Below are 21,601 nucleotides of genomic sequence, written 5' to 3'. Positions count from 1 at the left end.
TCAGCGGCTTTGTTGTATTTGCTATCGGAGGCCGTTTACAGATTAGTTTGCCGCCTGCGGACGAGGTTTACGGCGCTGACCTGATGGTTTGTTTCCTGCAGGCTTAGCATTGTTTGGCTTGCGGTTACCTGACGGTTTACCAGCGTTGCCACTCTTATTACCGTTTGGTTTATTGCCATTTGGCTTGTTGCCGTTAGGTTTACGGTCATCTGGTTTACTGTTTGTACGACCTTGGCCTTCACGGTTGCCTTTAGGCTTGCCCGCACCACCTTGATTGGTGCTGTTTTTGTTGCCGTTGTTACCACCGTTGAAGCGACGTTTAGGTTTGTTTGCACCATTGCCTGCTTTCTTTTCGGTTGCTGGAGCGTTTTTACCCGCAGCACTTGGCGCTTTTGGTTTTTTCGGCTTCTTAGGTTTTTTCGGTTTGATTGGGCGAGTATCCAGTTTAGATTCTGGCACTACATTGGTTGGCGCAAAACCTTCCAACTCTTTACGTGGTAGCACTTCTTGAATCAAACGTTCAATCGCAAACAGCTCAGATGCTTCTAGCGCACACACGAGTGAAATCGCTTTACCTACTTCGCCCGCGCGGCCAGTACGACCAATGCGGTGAACGTAGTCTTCTGCCACTTTAGGTAGCTCAAAGTTCACCACTTGCGGTAATTGAGGAATATCGATACCGCGTGCAGCAATGTCCGTCGCGACCAACACACGAATTTCACCCGATTTAAAATCCGCCAGTGCTTTGGTACGTGCGCCTTGGCTCTTGTTGCCGTGGATGGCAGCAGCAGGTAGATTTTGTTCGATAAGGAACTTCGCCAGACGGTTTGCGCCGTGTTTCGTTTTCGTAAACACCAGCACTTGCTTCCAATCGCCGTCTTTGATCAATTTAACCAACATCGGTGCTTTCTTCTTCACGTCTGCTGGGTAGATGCTTTGCTCAACCGTTCTCGCCGTCGAGTTTGCCGGGTTCACTGAAATCTCAACCGGGTTGTTCACCAAGCCTTTCGCAAGGTCGCGGATTTCATCCGAGAAAGTCGCCGAGAAAAGTAGGTTCTGACGTTGTTTTGGTAGCAGAGCTAGGATCTTACGAATGTCACGGATAAAGCCCATATCCAACATACGGTCTGCTTCATCCAGTACCAGAACTTCTAGTTGGTCGAACTTCACCGCATTTTGGTTGTACAAATCCATCAGGCGGCCTGGCGTCGCAACCAACACATCCGCACCTTTGCGAAGACGCAGCATTTGCGGGTTGATCTTCACACCACCAAAAACAACCGCACTGCTTAGTGGGAGGTGACGGCCGTACATAAACACGTTTTCTTGCACCTGAGCCGCAAGTTCACGTGTTGGCGTTAGGATAAGTGCACGAACTTGGTTAGCACGAACGCGAGGGCCGTTCGATAAACGTTCAAGAATCGGTAGCGTAAAGCCTGCAGTTTTACCTGTACCAGTCTGCGCTGCTGCCATTACGTCTTTCCCTTCCAAAATAGCAGGAATTGCTTTTGCCTGAATTGGCGAAGGGGTGTCGTAGCCTTTCTCTTGAATAGCTTTAAGGATTGGAGCAGATAGACCTAACGAGGTAAAACCCATATGTATGATTCTCAATTGTAGAGTTAGATAACAACGCGCCGAAAATAAATCGGTGCGAAAAGTGCGACATTCTGAGGCTTTTACGCGCAGGCTTCAACTAATTCTGTTATGGATAAATATTTGAACTGGATCTCATTTCTTTTTTGAACAAAAAAGAGCATAGAAAAGTGACGTAGATTCATTCTGTAGTTTGAATGTGTTACGTGTTCTTTCGGAAAAAACAGCGAGACAAATGGTGATTATTAATCACTCAAACGGCTTAAAAATACTTGTTTGATAAATAATCAGAATGATTGAATGTTATTCAGTGTTTTGCCACTCAATTTTAATGGAAATTAGTTGGTAAAGTATTACCAAGTCTCAGATTTGATACATGTCGGTATGGTTAAATGCTGAGCAGAAAGGAACCGACTGATATAAAACAATGAGCTTGATGTGAATGCAAGGATCTCATTCATCATCAAATCACACTATTATCCCAGCTTGCTAACAAAGGTTGTACTATGCGCTTTGCTATCCGATTTCTCTACTCACGGCCTCCTTCACACTTTATTCAGAGATCTTTCTGCTTTTACTGCCTGAGTTAAAGCTCTCTAAATATTTGTTCTATTGTTGTATTTAACGGTGGCAAGGCTTGTCTACCTAGAGTGCTTTGTTACTGCAAGTTCTATATTTCTGATGTTATGAATTAATTTTGTGGTTGTGAGAACTAATAAAATGTCGTCAATAAATAACAATTTCTACTGGGTTGGTGAACAGCCTGTCAGTGAGTTAGCTGAAGATATGGTTTTGGTTGATCATATTGATGAGGTGGCAACGGGACTCGGTGGCATGGTGTGTATTGCTTATCAAGATCCACACCAAATAGATACCGCGCTGAAAGCGTTTTATCAGGAGAAAGGGCGTTGGTCTTGGGCGGTTTATGTCACCGTGGAAACCCCTTATTCTCGATGCGTTACCGACGGTGTCTTTGAAGCTAGAGAATCAATAAAAATTTGGCGATCCATTCAGAGCAAGCTCGATGCCATTGATGAACCGGAAGTGTTAGATCCTTTGATTGGTTGGCTTGGGGTCAATCGTCAGCGAAGAGTGACTGCTTTAAAAAGTTTAGAGTCTATGTCGGTTTATTCGTACCCAATCATCGATATGTTGTTTCCTGATATTTATTCGACTTATCGATACGTGCTCTCAGAGCAAGGTCGCGGAGTATTAGAAGCGGAAGTGCTGATCGATAGAATTCGTGTTTGTTCTCATTGCAACAGCGGACACTTGAATTATGTAGAGGTGTGCCCGGATTGCAGCAGCATCGATATCGACTCTCAAAGCTCTTTGCACTGTTTCACTTGTGGCCATGTTGGTGAACAACACAGCTTTCAGCGCCGTGGAAAGCTCGAGTGCCCTAAATGTTTGACCCAGCTGCGCCATATCGGCGTTGATTATGACCGCCCGCTTGAAAACCACGTTTGTAATAGTTGCTCCAGTTTATTTGTTGAAGCGGCGACGATCAGTCAATGTTTAAGTTGTGACTCAAAGATCAAAGTCGAAGAACTTGTTGTCCGGAAAATTTACCAATATCGACTTGGTGAAGTGGGTGAATACATTTTCCAACACGGCAAGTCCATTCAAGCTCCTGAGCTCTCGATCAAAGGCAAAGTGGAAGTCAGCTTTTTCCAAAATTTGCTTGCATGGTTAAATAAAGTCGCGCTGAGACACAAAGAACAGCACCTTCTACTTGGACTGCATTTACCGACGATCGATGAATACGGTAAGCAATATGGCGATGCAAAATTATTCTCATTGATGGATCAACTGACGCGTCGTCTTAGCGGCTTGTTTAGAGATACCGATATCTGTTGTCAGTACAAACAGGATGTGTTGCTTGTCCTAATGCCAAATACGACCAACGCGAGTCTGTCCATTTTACAGCAAAAATTATCGGATCTGGGTGAGCTTGTTGAAGACGAAGAGTTTGAGTTGGATGTCTTTGCTTGGGACCTGCCCGACCCGATCATTGAAGACGGTGTTTCTGTTTGGATGGAATCGCTGATGGGTGAGATTTATGCTGCAAGATAGTCTCGTTCTGCTCGACTATCTTCGAGGCATGCTACTTCACAATGAAGAGTTATGGCTATTGCTGTTTCCCGTCATGATCATTATCGAACTACCTCTATATTTGCTGGTGCTAACAGGGATATTTCGTTGGTCATATGCGCAAGAAGATCCAGAATTAAAGCGGTTTCCTTCAGTGAGTTTCGTTATTACTTGTTATGGTGAAGGTGATGCGATTGGGATCACTATCGATACGTTAGTTGAGCAAGTTTACCCAGGTCATATTGAAGTACTTGCTGTGGTTGATGGGGCGGTACAAAACCAAGATACTTATCAAGCCGCGTTAAATGGTGAGAAAAGGCATGCAGGCGTTCGTAATCGTAAAGTGCGCGTGTTGCCAAAATGGCAACGAGGAGGTCGGGTTTCAACACTGAATGCCGGCTTATCAATGGCTAGTGGTGAAATCGTCATTAACGTGGATGGAGATACGTCATTCGATAACGACATGGTCTTCACCATGATGAAACAGTTTGCGGATAAAAATGTGATTGCGAGCGGTGGTGCGTTAAGAGTTCGCAACCACAACGCCAACTTGTTGACCAAAATGCAATCCTTGGAGTACATGCTGTCGATGCAAGCCGGTAAAACGGGGATGGCGACATGGGGAGTGCTCAATAACATTTCTGGCGCCTTCGGAGCGTTTCGGAAGAACTTGCTTAAGCAAGTGGGGGGCTGGGATACGCATACCGCAGAAGATCTCGACTTAACCATGCGCTTGAAGCAATACAAACGTCGTTACCCTGATAATAAATTGGCCTTTTCGACGCACTCCATCGGCCATACTGATGTGCCAGATACGTTGAAAGGTTTGGTATTGCAGCGGCTGCGTTGGGATGGCGATTTATTGTTTTTGTTTTTGCGTAAACACAATGAAGGGTTGTCTCCACGGTTACTTGGTTGGGGAAACTTCTTATTCACTTTGGCTTATGGCGTGATTCAAAACGTTTTATTGCCGCTGCTTGTGGTGATATTTAGCGTGTACATGGTGATTGTCTATCCACTTAAATTTGTATTGGCGTTGATGCTAATGCTCTATTTTGTCTACCTCTTCTTATCTGCTCTGATTTTTGTTGTCTACATTGGGCTTGTATCAGAGAGAAAAAAAGAGGATTTGAAGTCAGCGAAATGGTTATTTCTTTACCCTGTCTACCAGTTTTTCATGCGTTTGATTACCGCTTTCTCAATGGTTAATGAAGTTGTGAGGAGAAGTCATGAAGAGTCGAGTATGGCACCTTGGTGGGTATTGAAGCGAGGTAAAAAGTTTTAGTATGAAAGTTAACTTTCACTTAGATAAGAAAAACAAACCGCAGTCTGAGAACGGGATGAAAGTCGTCTACGGACAGGCAAAGCGTGGCGGTTATCGTCTCCGTTGGTACTTGATTTTAGCGATTGTAATCAGTCCGCTTTTGTTTATGGCTTATTACTTGTTTAGAACGCAAGTATTAGTGACGGCACCTGCTATTATCACGTCACATCCACTTACGGTGACGGCAACTCGCTCTGCCATTGTTGGGCCAGTGCCTGTGAATGTCGGTACGGAAGTGACTCAGGATCAAGCGCTGCTGTTGTTAAAAGATAATGCGTTGAATAAAGAGATTGATTTCATTAAAGATGAGCTGGTGAAACTGTCTAAAAATCAGGTGCAAAGTACTGATGAGCTATACAAAAGTGCTATTGAAAGCTCAGCCGAAGGCTTGAAGAAGGTCCGTGATATTCAGAAAAAATACGACCTTTACAGAAAGAAAGGGCAAGTGTCTGAGGTTGATTACGCGGCTATTGTGAGTGTGAATAACTCACTGAGTAATCAGTTAAGCAGTCAGAAAATTGCTTATGTGGATGCGATGCGTAACTTGGAAGAGTTAGAGTTGGCTGGTCCAGTGACACAAGAGTATCGTTCTTTAATGCGTGAGCTGGTAGTAAAGCGTGCTCAACAAGAAGATCTCACCTTCCGTTCCCCGATGAACGGTCGTGTACTCGATATTCATGTGCATGAGGGGCAAAATGTATCGGAAAATACGCCATTGCTCACGATTGCTCGCAACGTGACACCTGAAATTACGGCTTTTCTAAATCCTAAATACCTCGAATACAGTAATATGGAAACCAAAGCAAAAGTCGTATTTCCTGATGGTCGAAAGTTTAGAGCGACGGTATCGAAGCCAGTTGAGGTTGTGAACAAATTGCCTTCAGAACTTCAAAGCCCATTTGAAGGGCAGCCAGCCTATTTAAAAGTCACACTGAGCTTTGATGAGCCGTTGGAAAAAAGTCGATGGATTGAAGGGGTCGAAGTGGAAGTTCGCTTTTAACGTTGGTTGATTGAGTAGGAAAGGAGCGAAAGCTCCTTTTCTTTTTTGGTTGTTAACGCGCCTTTAGTCGCCTTTAGCATGCATTAAAAACGCGCTAGTCAGTTGCTGAAAGAGTGAATCTATCGAGAGGCGGTCGGATATATGATTGAAGAGCGGTGTGTGGACATCGCCACGAATATCATCGCTGTGACCACAAAGCTGATTACACATTCGTACTGGTTCGACAATCTTCTCGACGTCGGCATCAATCAGAATGCATGCTTGTGACAATACCACTTGTCCGCCGCCTTTTTTAAGTAAAACACGCTGCGCGGTTCCCACGACTTTTTGCCCGCCAATGTTGAGGTTGTACTCGCCATCGCAGTAGGAATAAGGCGTAGCATGAACATCCACTTTCACGCCGAGCTGTTTAAAGAAAACCGTTAATATCGCACACAAATCGAGATACGCTTTCTTGATGTCGTAAGGCTCACCGTCTGGCCAGTGATAGATGTGGGATAGATTAATAATACCCGGTACTTGAGGGACGGGGGCACCACCAGTTTTACGGGAAAAGAGTTTCCAGCCAGACGCATTTAACGCATGTTCTAACTCGTTAGAAATAGGCCACTTTTTACCTGCGGGAAGCACGAGCGTCTGGCTTTTTACTTGCCAAAGTAATAGCACTTGCGAGAGTTGGTTGGACTGAACTTGTTTAATGAGCTCATCTTCTTTTTCAAATGCATCAGCGACTTCCGTAGCCGTATAGCGAATTAGCTTATTTTTAGAAACCAAACTCTATCCCTCATCCGTATATTATCGCTACTGTTTTATCTTAGATGCCATGTGATTACTAGCGGTATACGCTGCCTTTAGAGTTTTCTTCGCTTCCATTATTTCTATTTAAAGGGGCGATAGAAATATTTTGTTGGTCATCACATAAGCAATTCATAAAATCCGCCATCTAAATAATTTTTAGGCGATATGACTATGAAAAAGCGAGTGATGTGTCTTGCGTTAGCGGCATCATTGACGGGATGTGTGACGTTCCCGACCCAAGAATCTGAGCAAGTCCAAGTGCTTTGGGACAACGTGAATGCGATTGAAAACTGCGAGCTAATGGGAACGGTAATTGGCTCGGAAGGGCACTTTTATGATTATTGGCTGCACGCAGATAAAGACATTGTCTGGGGTACGTTAAACCAAATGCGCATCAAAGCGGCAGATTTAGGCGCAGATACATTGTATTTATATGAGCCGTTGGACTTCTCCACATCGGTTACCATGTTTGCCAATGCTTATAAGTGCAAACAGCCATAATTTTACTTTTCCGAAAGCAAAGACAGGCGAAATGTGCCTGTCTTTGAGCTTGCTGCCAAACAACAAGTTTACGTCTGTGCGCGTTATGATGAGCGCTTTTCAGTTAATTTACGTTCGCTGTAGCCACTGCCGTCGTGTCAGAAAACGACAGAGTGAAGTCCTGTTCGGTATTTAATACTTTTGCCGGGAACTCCAAGCTTAACTGTGTGTGTGGTGCGACTTCTGAAGCGATACTGGTGACGAATTTTCGGGTTTCACCCGGAGAGATTGACAAGTTATTTCCCCCTCGTGATGAGAGCTCTGCGATCCCCATGGTTTCAAGCGTGTTACCCGCAGTATCTGCTAAGTTCAACAAAGACTCCGATTTATACACTAGCTCTCCGCTTTCGGTGCGATAGGCATTAAACGTGTTGAAGTTTGGCTGTAATGAACCTTGTGAACCGACGTTAGTGACGGAAAACGTCACATTAGAGCCATCAAAATTCTCGACTTTCACCAACACGTTACCGTCTTGGTAACGTGCTGCTGCGGCAGCACTGGCTTGCTGTTTCTGTCTCTGTTGTTCTTTCTCGATGTTGCTTAACTGTTCCTGCTCGCTAGCAATTCTATTTTCTGCCATGGCGTAAGATTGATCTACCATTGCTAACAAAGCGGGGATTGAATACAACGTGAGACCTTCCAAATGGTCAAAGTCGATTTTGGCATGCTGAGTAAGTTTGTGGTTCGAGAACTGGCAGTAACCATCAATCAAGCTAACAAATGCGACTTCAAAAGTACCTTGTAATCGGTTCACTTCCTGTGCGGCTTTTTCTAAATCTGAGCGTACTTTTCGGATCTCTTCCAATGTCTTTTGTGGCAAACGTCCATTGGGTGACACTTCGTTGGAAACTGAGACCAGTGCTTCGGTCACAAATGGATTGTTTTTGGCTGGAATCACCGTGGTGATGCGGTTGGATTTAGTGATGTCTTCGCCCAGTAAAACCATCATTTTTTGCGATACGGCAGTTGTGTTGCCCGCTAAAACATCACTACAGTTTGGAGACGTATTCGCATACGCGGCGAATGCGGTAAAAAGTGAAAAGATAACGGACCAGCCAGTGGTGACGAGTCCTGTCGTGGTTCGAGTGTTCATCCTGATAACCCCTCTGTCATTTGGTGCGATTCACTGACGTAATTGCCAATCAAAAGATTGGCTCGCGACATTCAGAATGGTTCTGGTCAATCCTTCGTAGTGGGTATGCCCGCAGATGCTTTCGAGTCGTTTTCTCAATCGCTAAGCCACGACTGAGTAAAGTGTCTGAAATTGAGAACATTAATGCTGCGAAGTTGATGTCTTTTGTTTGAAAGATAGACGTAACTTTTCTAACCATCAAATACGTGATTAGGTGCTCATTTTTATATGAGTGAGAGGATCAAGAGAAAACAGGCACTTACTGTAGAGAGTTGATTTGAGAGAAAAATATAAAATTTTTTGGGGAACTTTTTTGATGCTGCCTTTGAGACTTTTTCGAATCTCAAAGGCAGATTCTAACGCATGCGCTCAATTACAATGCGTTAAGTACATCCGCAAGTCGAGTGACAGCAGTCGTCAGTTCTTCTGGTGTGGCATTGGTAAAGTTAAGACGCAGAGCGGCTTTTACCTTTGAACCTTCCGGATAAAATACCGGGCTTGGCACTACAGCAACCCAGTTTGCGAGAAGGGTCTTCGCAAGTTCGAACGTGTCACATTCTGGAATTTCTACCCAGACAAACATACCACCATCGACAGGTTTGAGTACGCAACTTTCCGGCAGCTGTTTTTGCAGCTCAGTAAACATGACATCGTAACGCGATTTGTAAAGCGCACAGATGGTTGAAATGTGCGTTTCGAAGTTGTCATGTTGCAGTAGACCATGCAGCAAAGCTTGCATAGGAATACTAGAGTGCAGATCGGCACCTTGTTTGATTTTGATGAGTGGCTCAAGGTAACTGCATTTGCCCGTTACCACACCAATACGCAAGCCTGGTGAGGCGATTTTGGAGAATGAACGCAATACGATGGAGTGCTGCGGGCAGAACTCCGAAACCAGCGGCAGTGCTTCACCAGAAAAACGCAGCTCGCGGTATGGTGCGTCTTCAATGAATGCAACGTCGTATTGGATACAAAGTTCGGCAACTTTTTGGCGAGTCTCTAGCGCCCAGCATACGCCCGTTGGGTTGTGAAAATCGGGCACGGCGTAGAACATTTTCGGTTGCTGCGTAGCAAAGCATTGCTCAAGTTCTTCAAGGTTTGGACCACATTCTGTTTGCGAAACGGTCACGATATTGGCTTGCACTAAACCAAATACCTGCATGGCTCCAAGGTAGCTTGGCGCTTCCATCACCACTTTATCGCCCGGATTCACGTACGCACGCGCAATCAAATCTAGCCCTTGCTGAGAACCCGTTGTGATCATCGCCAAATGAGATTCTGGCAGCTGGTAATAATCGGTCAAAAAGTTAAGTAGCGGTGCGTAGCCTGCTGTTGCGCCATATTGAAACACCTCTGGCATGTTCGCGAGGTTTTCGAGCGTCGGTTTCATCAAGTCGATCGGGAAGGTTTTTTCGTCCGGTAAGCCACCCGCAAGAGAAATGACGTTCTTATCGCTCGCTGCTGCGAGGATCTCTCGAATGTAGGATGACTTAGTTTGTTGTAATGACTGTGCTATTTCCATGTGCTGTGCTTCTCGTAATTGTCTTTTTTTATGTCAGAAATAGTATAGGTAAATTGCCAAGCTTGGTGTGTCCATTTATGCTGTTAAATATGTCCATTTATGCTATTTGAGCGAAAGTTTACTCCGTGAGCCATCAACAAGTTTCCAGAATCAATGACGTGCTGTTTTACATTCATCAGGACATTAGCAGAGAGTTATCGGCTAAAGAGCTAGCAGATGTAGCAGCCTATTCTGAACAACACTTCCATCGTATTTTTAAAGACGTGGTAGGGGAGTCTATCCATCAATATATCCGCCGCACAAGAATGGAATACGCCGCCAATCAACTGATGTTTGATACCAGCTCATCGGTGTTAGACATTGCTAACAAGTGCGGCGTTAGCTCGGTATCTTCTTTTAGCCGAGCGTTTAAAGCAACGTTCGCTATGTCACCTGGTGCGTGGAGAAAGCATGATTTACAAGTCGCAGAAAAACCGTATTTGAAGGATCCGGAAGTGGCTGCGGGTTATCATCGGGTTGCGAAACGCGAGTTGCCAGAACCTAAAATTATGGAGGTCCCACAACGCTTTGCGGCGTATGTGCGACATGAGGGTTATAGCCGTTCCATTCGCAATGCGTGGCTGATTTTGAAGGCGTGGGCAAGTTCTGAGAATCGGGACTTTTCGGTTCAATATGGTTTGCATCACTCCAACCCTGCTTGGGTCGAACTCGACAAGTGTCGTTATGTGGCTTGTATGGCGATTGATACGCCGCTCAAAGTGCGCGGCGTCGTGAATCAAATGACGATTCCTGGTGGTTTACATGCCGTCTTTCGCTTAACGGGAGTATATGGTGAGCTTCTTCCTCAACTCAGTATGGTACTAGAGAAGTGGTTGCCTAACTCTGGCTTTAAACAGCGTTCTACACCCGCTTACGTCCATTATCATAAAAATCATTTTCTCAGCCATGATGAGGCGTTTGAGCTGGATTTCTATCTGCCCATTAGCTTCTTCTAAGGATGAAAACGAACGTATTATCTTGTGAGTCGATTTGTGGTGAGCAAAGAGCTGACCAAGAACGCCATGAAGAAAAGGCAGAGCTTGTGCTGACTCTGCCATTTCTAGGGGATCTTAAAAGTTTGCGTCTGTATCAGTACCAACGGATACGTTAAGTCCGCTAGTTGATTGATAAATGCTGAAAGTTTCGCCAGCGACAATACCTTCTTCAGAATCGTCATTTGCCGTACAGGTATAACCGACTGAGTAAGTACCAGGTTCTACAAAACCGAATTCGTACTCGTAATTCGCATCATCAACGTCTTGAACCACGTTCGCTGCTGCGATTGGCATTGCTTGGCCTTCTGCGCCGGCAAATGGCCCCATGTTTTCTTCGGCGATATTTCCTTCATATAAGTAGATCGCGTGCGCATATCCATTTGCACTTGGGGTATCCGTTTCGCAGCTTTGATAGGTCAATGTTGCGACATCACCCTGAATCTCCCCCGTTGTAACCGTGTTAATTAAAGTGACGGAGGTGCGTTGAATGCTGTAGCCTTCGTTTTGGCCTGTTCCGTCTTTTAAGCCGCGGCGCAGATCAAATTCAACTACGAACTCATTATTGTCAGGGTTGACTGCAAAGGTGTTGTTAAAGAACAGTACCCCAGAATCAGGATCCTTTCCGACACCTTGTGGGCAAGCACCATCACCTTTGACGGTCAGTGGGATTTGATTTCCTGTCGCTTCGTCAATCACATACGATGGGTAGTTTGGATGATCGCCATCATTAGCAAACACGCAGAGTTTATAATTACCAGTTGGTATCAGTTCATCATCCACCAATTCTTGTGCGTCACTGCCTTGGAAGTTGAGTAAGTTAACACTTAGGGGCAGTGGATCTTCACCATCGGGAAGGGGGTTACCATCTTCGTCGACCCAATTGCCTTCTTCGTTTGTTTTATACACATCGAATACTTGTGGTGTGCCACCATCAAGAGGAAGAAATGCAACTTTGTTATATGTGATCACCACTTCTGATACGTCATCAATAGGGGCATCTGATACAGACAAAGTAACAGGAGTCATTGTACTGACAGAGTCACTGTCTGAATTACAGCCAATAAGTGCAACGGCTATTGATGCACTGATTAGGCCAATTTTCATGCTGTTCATTAGATGTACCTTTTTATGAGAAGTGTATTAAATGTAGCTGATTATTGACAAAATACAGAATAACAACGAGCGGAGTTACCGGGTCGAAAACAGTGACGAACCATCATTAAGACGTTCAGTAAAAGTGTGCTCAAATCGACGATATTGTGCTCAATGAAGTGCTATGGTTAAGAATGTGTCGCTCAAAAAATGAGCGGAGATATACATCAATAACTCTAGCCAAGAGGTCTCTATGTTAGGTGAAAATCACTCATTAACTCATGAATTCCCAGAACATTTGGATACCATTACTCAGCTTGCCGAAAACGATGCATCATTTGCTGAAACCGTTAAAAACTACAATGCTTTAGATAAGGAAATCCGCGTACTAGAACTGCAAGGAAGCCCGATTGATGATCACGAAATGAACGTGTTAAAACATAATCGAGCTGAGCTCAAAGATTGGCTCCACTCGAGAATTATGGGCTCTTAGCGACGCAATGATCATCGGCTCGTAATCTACGAGCCGATTTTAGTTTCAAGGGACGATGCCAAGTATTCCAACATTAGGATTGTTGAGCAGGAGCTTGGAGTGGCAGGTGGCCTGTTTTTACCCAAATGATCGTTTCTTGCTCTACAAAAGGAAAGTGCTCACTCATATGTGGACTGCGTATCCAAGAGTAGGGAGGATAGGTTCCTAGCTCGTCTTTAAATTCCCCCGATAACACAAAAATTTCTTCACCACCAAAGTGACGGTGTGCTTGAAACTTCTCGCCTTTCGGCCATTTAACCAATGCTACATGTTCATGCTGAAAATCATGCAATGGCATGACTTCCAGCCCACCAATGCCAGGTAACCAATTCGCTTCGTTCGTATTGATTCGAACTGCTTCAAGATCATCAGAATTGAATTGATTTAGTTTAACTAAAATCACACAGCCTTCTTTGCTATAGGGCGCATGTTGACTTCCAGGAGGGTTACGCAAGTAGGTTCCAGCAGGGTAGTCACCATGTTCGTCAGAGAACACTCCTTCGAGCACTAATATTTCTTCTCCGTGAGGATGAGGATGAGTCGAAAAGTGCGAGTTTGGCTCATACTTCACTACGCTGGTGGTGTGCCCTGATTCTTTGGCTTCTCTTTCCAAAGGTTTACGCCACACGCCTTTGGAAGGGCTGGCGATCCACTCCTGTTCCCCCGTTTCTATCACGATTCTTTTCGAGAAATCCATATTCAACATACTGAAATTCCATTGCTTATCTAATGATTGACTCTCAATAGTATACGTATAAAAAACATCAATTGATTCACTTGTTGATAGTCAAAATCAGGGATTGAATACGAGCTAGCAGTCGGAACCGAGTTAAATTTCTGCTTGTGTAATGATAATTGTTATATTATAACATCACCAAATTGAATGTTATAACATAACAAAAGGAAAAGTAGTGAATAAGAAATTGGTTTCTCTCGCGATCGGTAGCATTTTTGCGTCCCCTGTTTTTGCCGATACATTATCGAACCCACAGATTGGTGTTGTTGTTGATGGCTACTACCAAGATGGTCAACGTCATAATTCCGATCGCGAAGAAGGTTTTGGTCTAGGCCATACGGAATTGAACTTATCATCAAATATTGACGACAAGTTTCACGGTGCGTTGACCGCTATTCTTGAAAGTCATGGCGATGAGACAGAATTAGAGCTTGAAGAAGCATTCATCGAAACTTTGGCATTGCCATATGGTGTAAACGTGCGCGCAGGCCGATTCCTATCTGACTTCGGTTACCTCAACAATCAACACATGCACACTGACAGTTTCGTTGAACGCCCAATTGCTTACCGTACTTTCCTTGGTTCGCATTACTATGATGACGGTGTACGCGCAAACATCGTTCTGCCAACCGATCTTTACGTGAAGTTTGGTGTAGAAGCATTAAGCGGCAACAAGATGTCTTCTGTTGAAGATGGCTCTAAAGTTGGTGTTTACACGACAACGATGAAGCTTGGTAATGATTTCTCTGAATCTTCAAGTTGGCAGTTTGGTTTAAGTTACCTGCGTAACGAAAATGGCAAAGTTAAAGAATTCGAAGATCACGACCATGGTCATGGTCACGAAGAAGAACATGACCACAGCCACGCTGCGGCTGTAACGGGTGCGAACCTATACGGCGCAGATTTTGTGTGGAAGTGGGCACCAGATGGTAACTACAAGTACAGCAACTTCACGCTATCTGCGGAATACATGTTGTTAGGCGGTGTAGTAGACAGCAAATACAAGAACGATGCAGAGTCACCAGACAACCTAAGCGCATACTATGTTTCGGGCGTTTACCGCTTCAACCCAAGTTGGTCAGCTGGTCTACGTTACGGCGAAGCAGAAAGCTACGATGGTCATGCACACGGCGACCACATGCATTTCACAGCACTGAATGATAAAGAGATGGATGCGATGATCGCATGGGATTCTTCTCATTTCGGTACGATCCGTGCGCAATACACTCGCATTGATAACCAAGACAGCGAAACAGACAACGTGTTTACTCTGCAATACGTAATGACATTTGGAGCGCACGGTGCACATGCGTTCTAAACTTGCGATAAGTAAATGCAGTTTAGTGATGATGGCGGCGGGATCTGCCATCATCTCTTCGCCTGCTTTGGCTCTCAACATTTTCGTTTGTGAGCCTGAATGGAAAGCTTTTCTTGAAAGTCATGCTCCAAACGCCACCATTTACTCAGCAACCACGGCTAAGCAAGATCCCCATTATGTTCAAGCTCGTCCGTCTTTGATTGCCAAGATGCGCCAAGCTGACATGGCGATGTGCTCTGGCGCTGAGTTGGAGGTAGGTTGGTTGCCGATGCTTCAAAATCGAAGTGGCAATAGTGCCGTTCAAAATGGTGCTCAAAGCATGATTTATGCGACCGATTTCGTGCGTATGTTGGACTCTCATGATCATGTTGACCGCAGCATGGGGGATATCCATGCGCACGGAAACCCACATGTTCAATTTGCGGCAAATGACATGATTCCGTTATCTCGCAAAGTAACGGAGCGCTTAAAAGCGATTGATCCCGACAACGCGCAAAGTTACCAAGTTAATGGTATGAAGTTTCGCGCGCAGTGGCAAAAAAAGCTCAATGAATGGAATGAGAAAGGCGCGGCTTTAAAGGGTAAGCAAGTTGTCGGTTATCACGCGACGTATCGTTATTTGTACGATTGGCTCGGAATGAAGCAGATTGCCGATCTCGAACCTAAACCGGGCATTTCACCGACCACATCTCACCTGCAATCACTTACCAAGTTAGATGCCGACAGTTTTGATGCGATTGTTTACTCCTCTCATCAGGATCAGCGTCCAGCGAACTGGTTGCAGGAGCATACTGACAAACCTGTGATTCAACTGCCATTGACCGTTTCTGAGGGTGAAAGCTTGGATGAGATGTACGATCAGGTCATTGATGATTTACTGGATGTGTTAGTGCCACCCGTTCCAGTGAAGATCTAAGTCATGGCAGATTATGCATGGCTTTTACCTGCAGTTTTGTGTGGCTTAATTGCGTTAGTTGGCAACATCGTTCTGGGGCAACAAGTTCTTAATCGTCAGATCATCTTTATAGATTTGGCGGTGGCGCAAGTTGCGGCATTGGGGGCAGCACTAAGCCACTACTGGTTGAGCCAATACGCGCTGTTCTCAGGCTCATTCTTTGGTGAAATGATTGGCCCTTGGGTTATGTCTTTGATGCTTTGCGGTTTGATTGCCTTAATGGAGAAACGATACCAGCAACATTTAGAGCCCATGATTGGCAGCTTGTTTGTGGTGTCTGCATCGCTGGCGATCCTGCTGGTGAGCAAAGACCCACACGGCGGAGACTTTATTCAAGGCATTCTTAATGGGCAACTGTTATGGGCGACTTGGGCAGACGTTTGGCCTTTGGCACTCATTACCGCTGCGATGTTGCTATTGGTTTGGTTAAAACCTGCGTTTATGTGTGGTAGTGGTTTTTATCTGATCTTTGCTATCCTGATGCCCATTACGGTCAAGTTAACCGGCATTTATTTAGAATTTGCTTTGTTGGTTATTCCAGCTTTATGTGCGGCAGCATTGAAGGGAACTCGATTCTTTGTCGCCAGTATCAGCATCGGTATTGTTGGGATTTTATCGGGTATTGCCGCATCGGCTCGCTACGACTTACCAAGTGGTGCGAGTATTGTGATCACCCTGTTTATTACTGGAATGTTGTTTAATCTTTTGCTTCAACCTTTTCTGGTGAAAATAACAAAACCAGCTTTTGTAAGAGATTAAGAGACAAGTAATATTGGTCTGATGAAGTAGTATTTGAGTCATCAGATCAATACTTTTCTATCCAAGTCCTCCAATCGTGTAACTTTGCTCCTTCCAACACACTTTCTTAAGTTGATCTTGCCATAGTCATCAAGTTGCCTTGATTAGTTCACATCCGACTCCCAGACTGTTTCTATAGTTTTTATAAGATATAAAAGACCCTGCGTATGAGAAGCGCAGCTGTAGCGCGACTAGGCATAAAAACAAAAAACGCTAGGGATACAAGCGAATTTGTACTCTCAACATTTAAGGAAGACCAAGATGAAAGACGAAAAAGTCGCCGTCGTTACAGGGGCTGCTCGCGGTATAGGGCAGGCCATTTGCGAGCAATTACTCGAAGATGGATTCCACGTCGTGGGACTAGATATCTCGCCTGTGGAGTGGAGTCAGTCGCCAAACCTTTCAAGTTATCAAGTGAATCTCTGTGAGGCCGCAGCGGTAAGTGAAGTGGTCGACCGCATCGTCGCGAAACATCAACGCATTGATGTTCTGGTCAACAACGCTGGGATAACGAGAGATGCACTGCTGCCAGACATGTTAGAGCAAGACTGGGACAGCGTTATCGACGTGAACCTAAAAGCGGTGTTTTTACTCACCCAGCGCGTTGCACCTGTCATGCTAGAGCAAGGCGCAGGCAGTATTGTCAGTATTTCGTCTATCGTGGGAACGGATGGCAATATTGGTCAAAGTAATTATGGCGCGAGTAAAGGTGGCGTGATAGCGATGAGCAAAGGCTGGGCGAAAGAGTTAGCAAGAAAAGGCGCTCAAATCCGAGTCAACTGTGTTGCTCCAGGTTTTATCGCTACCGACATGACAAAGAGCTTGCCTGAAAAAGTCATTCAAATGATGGAAAGTAAAACGCCTCTGGGACGCATGGGCTCGGCGCAAGACATTGCGAATGGCGTTGCGTTTCTAGCGTCTGATAAAAGTGCGTTTATAACCGGACAAGTGCTCAAGATTGATGGTGGGTTGGTGTTATAACTCGCTAATCAAAACCTCAAATAACAAACGCCCTTTACTTATGTGAAGGGCGTTTTGTTGGGTAACGCTATTCGGGCTTTTGACACGTTCACTTTATTCGTTTCGCACTGCCGGATTTGTATGATTAAGTATAAGTTAGAACACATAATTCATTCTGGCATCGTTCTCTGTTATTAATCTAGCAATGTAGCTAATCAAAAATATTAACTTCGAAATAGAATAACTGTTGAGGTATTAAAGTATGATTTTATTGCCCATGATATTGTTTTAAATGATAATGCCACGAAATAATTAACTTTGAATACTCACTATGTACTTAAAAACTGTACTGTTTAGCGCGTCAACTCTTCTTATTTTGGGCTGTAACTCCGAATCAACTAACCCATCTACTGAAGAAAGCGGATGGATAGTTGTAAGCTCTCACTCCGATCCAAGAAAACATCAGGTAATTTACGAAAAACATAGCAGGAAAGGTCTAAGTCTTGCCACTAACGTTCCGGATCTTGACCTGCCTTTAACTTACCAATTGGCGAACCAAATTATTGAGGTCAAAGAAGAGCTTACATTTGGTGAAAATATTGATGGGAACCGCCTAACTTGGAAAGCTATTGGCAATTCTAAACTTAGAGAAAACCAAGTCCACTACGGAGTTAATAAAGATTACTCAGCTTCTAATGAAGGTATTGCTATCGGCTATGTTAACTTTGAGTCGAGGTTTGAGGCTGAAGGAAAGCTTGGAATCGAAAAGTTATTCATTGCGATGTATGACGATGTCAAGAGTGTCAAATTTTACTCTGGATGGGATAGTTCTAAAATATCTTGTTACCAAAATACGTTTGATGAAGACTTAGCTTGTTACGGTGAAATTTTAATTAACGACGATATAGTTCATGTTTTTGATAAATATCTGCCGTATGAATATGTAAACATGGTTTACGACACCGTTATGTCCAAAGGTCGAGAAGAGATAATTGAGGCAGATTTTCAACATCAAATTAAATACTTACTAGTCGCCAAAGAGAATAACATTGAGATGTATTAGACTGCATTAGCTTGATTACTTTTTGGTAATGAGTGGCTTTTCGAAACCGATGTGACCATGAGCAAGATTATTGGATTTTACAAAACTCATTTATGTTCAAAAAATGAGTTTTGTAGATATTAAAATGCATGGAGCCAAATGCTCTCACTGATTCTATGAAGTTTTTTTGTGCGCTCTAACCACAAGACAATCTATAAAAGACGTTGAGCCAACGTCTCTGCCACAATGCCACCTGTTAATAAGGCTGAATTTCAATGCCTGTTTCTCATTACCATTCAAATGTGCGCTGGTTAATGATTTTTCTGTAAGTAACATAATTGAACGTGATACAAGTAACAAAATTTCCCTCCATCGGTAACGTTCCCGAAAATTTTATATATTATCGCCTTCATTGATACAAGTGGTAGAGACGCTCTGTATCTGAGCGCTCTGAAATTCAGGCTTTAGATGGACGTTTAAAGTCACCATAAGTTTGCAATTTTGCTTGGGAACGTTTGCAAATAACCTAAGTATAAATTTACGTGAGACTATGGAAATGAAACTACACACTTTGACGATGGCAGTAGCGCTTGGGCTGGTTACTGCACCTGCATTTGCAACAACAGATGTTGACGCTCTTGAAAAGCGAATTAATGAATTAGAACAGAGACTTGAACAGACAGAAAAAGTATCTACAGAAGCAAATGAGAAAGCCTCAAGCTTTGAGTTTCATGGCTACGCTCGTTCCGGGCTGCTCATTAATGATGATCTGAATGGTGCAGTGGGTACTGGTCCTTACATGACGGCAGCTGGTGCTATTGGCGCGCCAATTGGACGATTAGGGGTTGAGGATGATCATTATGTGGAAGCAAACCTTATTCACAAACGCTTTGCAGATGATGGTTCCAGCGCATTGTTCCGAATCATGTTGGCAGATAGTACGGAAACCAATAACGAATGGACAGCGAGTGAGAGTCAATTAAACGTTCGTCAGGTATATGCTGAGCTAAACAAGTTGAGCATGTTCTCTGAATCAAGTGCGTTTGCTGACGCAACGTTTTGGGCAGGTAAACGATTTGACCGTGATAACTTTGACATTCACTTCTTTGACTCGGATATCGTTTTCCTATCTGGTACTGGTGCAGGTGTGTATGACGTCCAAATGAACGATTCATGGAAAGCAAACTTCTCGATCTATGGTCGTGATTTTGGTGAGATTGATAGCTCGTCAACTGATGTTGAAAACTATATCGCGACAATGAACAACCGCTTTGGTAATTGGCAATTGATGCTGAGCGGCATGACGTCTGCTGATAACAATGATCGCGTAGAAGGTGCAGCGGACAAAGGTTTACATGCGATGTTTGCTTACCATGGCGATAACTTCTTTGGCATGAGTGAAGGCTTCTCCAAAACCGGTATTTTGATGGGTGATGGACTGGGTGCGGAACTTAAAGGCATTGGTTCAAACGGTGATTTGCTAGAAGACGCAAAAGCCGTACGTTTGTTCAGTTATGGTGTAACACGCATCGGCGACAACTGGCGTGTAGCACCTGCGTTGCTAGCAGAACACAGCCAAGATCGCTTTGCTAAAAATGATGAATTCACGTGGGCATCGTTCAACATCCGCTTAGCGCAAGAGTTTACGCAAAACTTTGAGATGGTTTATGAAGGCTCATACCAATACATGGACCTAGACAATGCGATTGATAAAGCAAGTGGCAGTTTTTACAAAGCGACAATTGCACCAACGCTTAAGATGTCTACCGCAGCAGGTTTCTTTGACCGTCCGGAGCTACGTTTTGCAGTTAGCTACGTTGATTGGAGCGAAGACTTGAATGGCTACTCGATTAGCCAGGATGCGGGCGCTGCAACGATGGGTGACGGTGGTGAAGTTCTGTTTGCACTGCAAATGGAAACTTGGTTCTAAAGGGATCTAACCGACAAAGAGTAATAAGAAAAGCGCCAACTGATTTCAGTTGGCGCTTTTTCATTAACAGGACTGACGCTCAATCGTTTTGAAGGTTAGTACCATCTTACTCATTTCAAAACTTCTGTTGGCGATTCTATCTAGTAACAGTTTCGCACCATTTTCCCCTGCTTTATCAAATGCATAGTTAAATGTTGATAACGTTGGGGTGCACACTGATGCGAGCTCATCATCACCAACTCCTAGCACTAAAACGTCTTTACCCGGTGTTAACCCGAGCTCTTGAATCGCTCTCATCGCACCGATAGCAATACGGTCTGTCGCACAGAACAAGCCATCTAGCTTAGGGTTCTTTGTTAAGTGTTGTTTTGCCAATGAATAGCCAGAATCGATTGTAAAGTCACCACGAGCATGGAAGGCGAGCTCAAAACCATGATGTTGTAGCGCTTGAACAAATCCTTCAGAGCGTTGCTTATCTACCGCGATATCGTCACCTTGCACACCAATAAAACCCATGGTTTGGCAACCTTTTGCAACCAGTCTATTTCCCGCTTCAAACCCTACTCGTGCGTCATCATGAATGATGCTTGGAATATTAAACATGGAACCATCTTGACCGACGAGCACAACTGGGACGGCTGAGTTTTGAATTGCTTTTACCAGCTTGGAATCGAGGTGGGTGGCGTAAAGAATGATCCCTTCAACCCGTTTTTGGTTAAAGATCTGAATGTATTCCAGTTCTTTTTCGTGGGCTTGGTGAGTGCTAGCAAGTAAGACATGTTTCCCGGCTTTTTCAAGGACATCGGTTAATCCATCGACACCTTGGGATGTGGCATGAGAGGAAACCCGAGGAACAATGACACCAACCAGATTGGTCTTTTGAGATTTTAGATCTTTAGCGACTTGGTTCGGCACATAGCCACACTCCGCTACTGCTTGGCGGACCTTCTGTTTTGTCGCTTCTTTTACGCCATACTCATCGTTTATAACCCGTGACACTGTTGATTTTGATACGCCAGCCAGACGGGCGACATCATGCAGACTCGCCATTGTTCCTATCCATTCTGTTTTTCGTTTTTGGGATTGTTTGCAAAGAGAAGATGAAAAGCTCTTTGATAAGTAGCGATTCTAACCTCCTATACTGCTCTTAGGGAGAGAATTTGACGATCATTCTCACATTCTCTCTGTTTTATCTTTGATC

The 21,601-nt window shown here is 44.2% G+C and carries 19 protein-coding genes; 12 read left to right on the top strand and 7 right to left on the bottom strand.

All coding sequences use genetic code 11. The annotated features are described in order from the left end of the window. Nucleotides 1–42: 42 nt before the first annotated feature. The gene (locus FKN16_RS02280) at nt 43–1,596 is read right to left on the bottom strand and encodes a DEAD/DEAH box helicase (protein WP_170901909.1); all 1,554 of its coding nucleotides are present in this window, start codon (nt 1,594–1,596) and stop codon (nt 43–45) included. 717 nt (nt 1,597–2,313) lie between these two features. On the opposite strand from FKN16_RS02280, the gene FKN16_RS02275 reads away from it, so the two are divergent. Genes FKN16_RS02275 through FKN16_RS02265 form a run of 3 tightly spaced genes read left to right on the top strand, consistent with a single transcriptional unit; the run spans nt 2,314 to nt 6,011 of the window. Next, complete coding sequence (locus FKN16_RS02275) at nt 2,314–3,669, top strand: diguanylate cyclase (RefSeq protein ID WP_170901908.1); 1,356 nt, start codon at nt 2,314–2,316, stop codon at nt 3,667–3,669. Next, the gene (locus FKN16_RS02270) at nt 3,656–4,972 is read left to right on the top strand and encodes a glycosyltransferase (protein ID WP_047008068.1); all 1,317 of its coding nucleotides are present in this window, start codon (nt 3,656–3,658) and stop codon (nt 4,970–4,972) included. The genes FKN16_RS02275 and FKN16_RS02270 overlap by 14 nt, the downstream gene beginning before the upstream one ends. A gap of 1 nt (nt 4,973) precedes the next feature. Further along, nucleotides 4,974–6,011, top strand: a complete 1,038-nt coding sequence (locus FKN16_RS02265; protein ID WP_048624783.1) for an HlyD family efflux transporter periplasmic adaptor subunit — start codon at nt 4,974–4,976, stop codon at nt 6,009–6,011. 63 nt (nt 6,012–6,074) lie between these two features. On the opposite strand, the gene FKN16_RS02260 is transcribed toward FKN16_RS02265, so the two are convergent. Continuing rightward, the gene (locus tag FKN16_RS02260; RefSeq protein WP_170901907.1) at nt 6,075–6,785 is read right to left on the bottom strand and encodes a lipoate--protein ligase; all 711 of its coding nucleotides are present in this window, start codon (nt 6,783–6,785) and stop codon (nt 6,075–6,077) included. Nucleotides 6,786–6,980: 195 nt separating this feature from the next. On the opposite strand from FKN16_RS02260, the gene FKN16_RS02255 reads away from it, so the two are divergent. Further along, complete coding sequence (locus FKN16_RS02255) at nt 6,981–7,310, top strand: DUF4156 domain-containing protein (RefSeq protein ID WP_170901906.1); 330 nt, start codon at nt 6,981–6,983, stop codon at nt 7,308–7,310. A 103-nt stretch (nt 7,311–7,413) separates the two neighbouring features. Here the strand turns inward: FKN16_RS02255 and FKN16_RS02250 are convergent, their stop codons facing one another. After that, nucleotides 7,414–8,442, bottom strand: coding sequence for a hypothetical protein (locus FKN16_RS02250; protein ID WP_170901905.1), 1,029 nt, complete (start codon nt 8,440–8,442; stop codon nt 7,414–7,416). Nucleotides 8,443–8,854: 412 nt separating this feature from the next. Then, nucleotides 8,855–10,003, bottom strand: a complete 1,149-nt coding sequence (locus FKN16_RS02245) for a PLP-dependent aminotransferase family protein (RefSeq protein ID WP_170901904.1) — start codon at nt 10,001–10,003, stop codon at nt 8,855–8,857. A gap of 125 nt (nt 10,004–10,128) precedes the next feature. Between FKN16_RS02245 and FKN16_RS02240 the strand changes: the two genes are divergently transcribed. Continuing rightward, nucleotides 10,129–10,998, top strand: coding sequence for an AraC family transcriptional regulator (locus FKN16_RS02240; protein ID WP_170901903.1), 870 nt, complete (start codon nt 10,129–10,131; stop codon nt 10,996–10,998). Nucleotides 10,999–11,112: 114 nt separating this feature from the next. Here the strand turns inward: FKN16_RS02240 and FKN16_RS02235 are convergent, their stop codons facing one another. Further along, nucleotides 11,113–12,150, bottom strand: a complete 1,038-nt coding sequence (locus FKN16_RS02235) for a DUF4382 domain-containing protein (RefSeq protein ID WP_170901902.1) — start codon at nt 12,148–12,150, stop codon at nt 11,113–11,115. A 232-nt stretch (nt 12,151–12,382) separates the two neighbouring features. On the opposite strand from FKN16_RS02235, the gene FKN16_RS02230 reads away from it, so the two are divergent. Continuing rightward, nucleotides 12,383–12,622 carry a YdcH family protein gene (locus FKN16_RS02230; RefSeq protein WP_005392770.1) on the top strand — a complete coding sequence of 80 codons (240 nt, stop codon included), beginning with the start codon at nt 12,383–12,385 and terminating at the stop codon, nt 12,620–12,622. 73 nt (nt 12,623–12,695) lie between these two features. Here the strand turns inward: FKN16_RS02230 and FKN16_RS02225 are convergent, their stop codons facing one another. Further along, on the bottom strand, nt 12,696–13,367 hold the full coding sequence (locus FKN16_RS02225; protein WP_170901901.1) for a cupin domain-containing protein: 672 nt from the start codon (nt 13,365–13,367) through the stop codon (nt 12,696–12,698). A 205-nt stretch (nt 13,368–13,572) separates the two neighbouring features. On the opposite strand from FKN16_RS02225, the gene FKN16_RS02220 reads away from it, so the two are divergent. The 6 genes from FKN16_RS02220 to FKN16_RS02195 all read left to right on the top strand — a co-directional run bounded on the left by FKN16_RS02220 (nt 13,573) and on the right by FKN16_RS02195 (nt 20,400). Beyond that, nucleotides 13,573–14,715 (top strand): hypothetical protein, encoded by a 1,143-nt coding sequence (locus tag FKN16_RS02220; RefSeq protein WP_170901900.1) that lies wholly within the window; start codon nt 13,573–13,575, stop codon nt 14,713–14,715. Beyond that, nucleotides 14,705–15,631 (top strand): zinc ABC transporter substrate-binding protein, encoded by a 927-nt coding sequence (locus tag FKN16_RS02215; protein WP_114323398.1) that lies wholly within the window; start codon nt 14,705–14,707, stop codon nt 15,629–15,631. Before FKN16_RS02220 ends, FKN16_RS02215 begins: the two co-directional genes overlap by 11 nt. Nucleotides 15,632–15,634: 3 nt before the next feature. Next, nucleotides 15,635–16,429 carry a metal ABC transporter permease gene (locus tag FKN16_RS02210; RefSeq protein WP_053809276.1) on the top strand — a complete coding sequence of 265 codons (795 nt, stop codon included), beginning with the start codon at nt 15,635–15,637 and terminating at the stop codon, nt 16,427–16,429. 300 nt (nt 16,430–16,729) lie between these two features. Continuing rightward, on the top strand, nt 16,730–17,449 hold the full coding sequence (locus FKN16_RS02205; RefSeq protein ID WP_046875840.1) for a beta-ketoacyl-ACP reductase: 720 nt from the start codon (nt 16,730–16,732) through the stop codon (nt 17,447–17,449). Nucleotides 17,450–17,759: 310 nt separating this feature from the next. Beyond that, a complete protein-coding gene (locus tag FKN16_RS02200) occupies nt 17,760–18,491 on the top strand; it encodes a hypothetical protein (protein ID WP_170901899.1) in 732 nt (243 codons plus the stop codon). Nucleotides 18,492–19,026: 535 nt separating this feature from the next. Further along, entirely contained in the window at nt 19,027–20,400 is a 1,374-nt protein-coding gene (locus tag FKN16_RS02195) for a carbohydrate porin (RefSeq protein WP_009698246.1), read from the top strand. Between the two features lie 63 nt (nt 20,401–20,463). On the opposite strand, the gene FKN16_RS02190 is transcribed toward FKN16_RS02195, so the two are convergent. Next, nucleotides 20,464–21,450 carry a LacI family DNA-binding transcriptional regulator gene (locus FKN16_RS02190; RefSeq protein ID WP_009698245.1) on the bottom strand — a complete coding sequence of 329 codons (987 nt, stop codon included), beginning with the start codon at nt 21,448–21,450 and terminating at the stop codon, nt 20,464–20,466. Nucleotides 21,451–21,601: the final 151 nt, after the last annotated feature.

It is taken from the genome of Vibrio sp. 11-4(1), assembly GCF_013048625.1.
In the GTDB taxonomy this organism is placed as follows: domain Bacteria; phylum Pseudomonadota; class Gammaproteobacteria; order Enterobacterales; family Vibrionaceae; genus Vibrio; species Vibrio diabolicus.
This window is presented reverse-complemented; position numbering and strand designations above follow the sequence as displayed.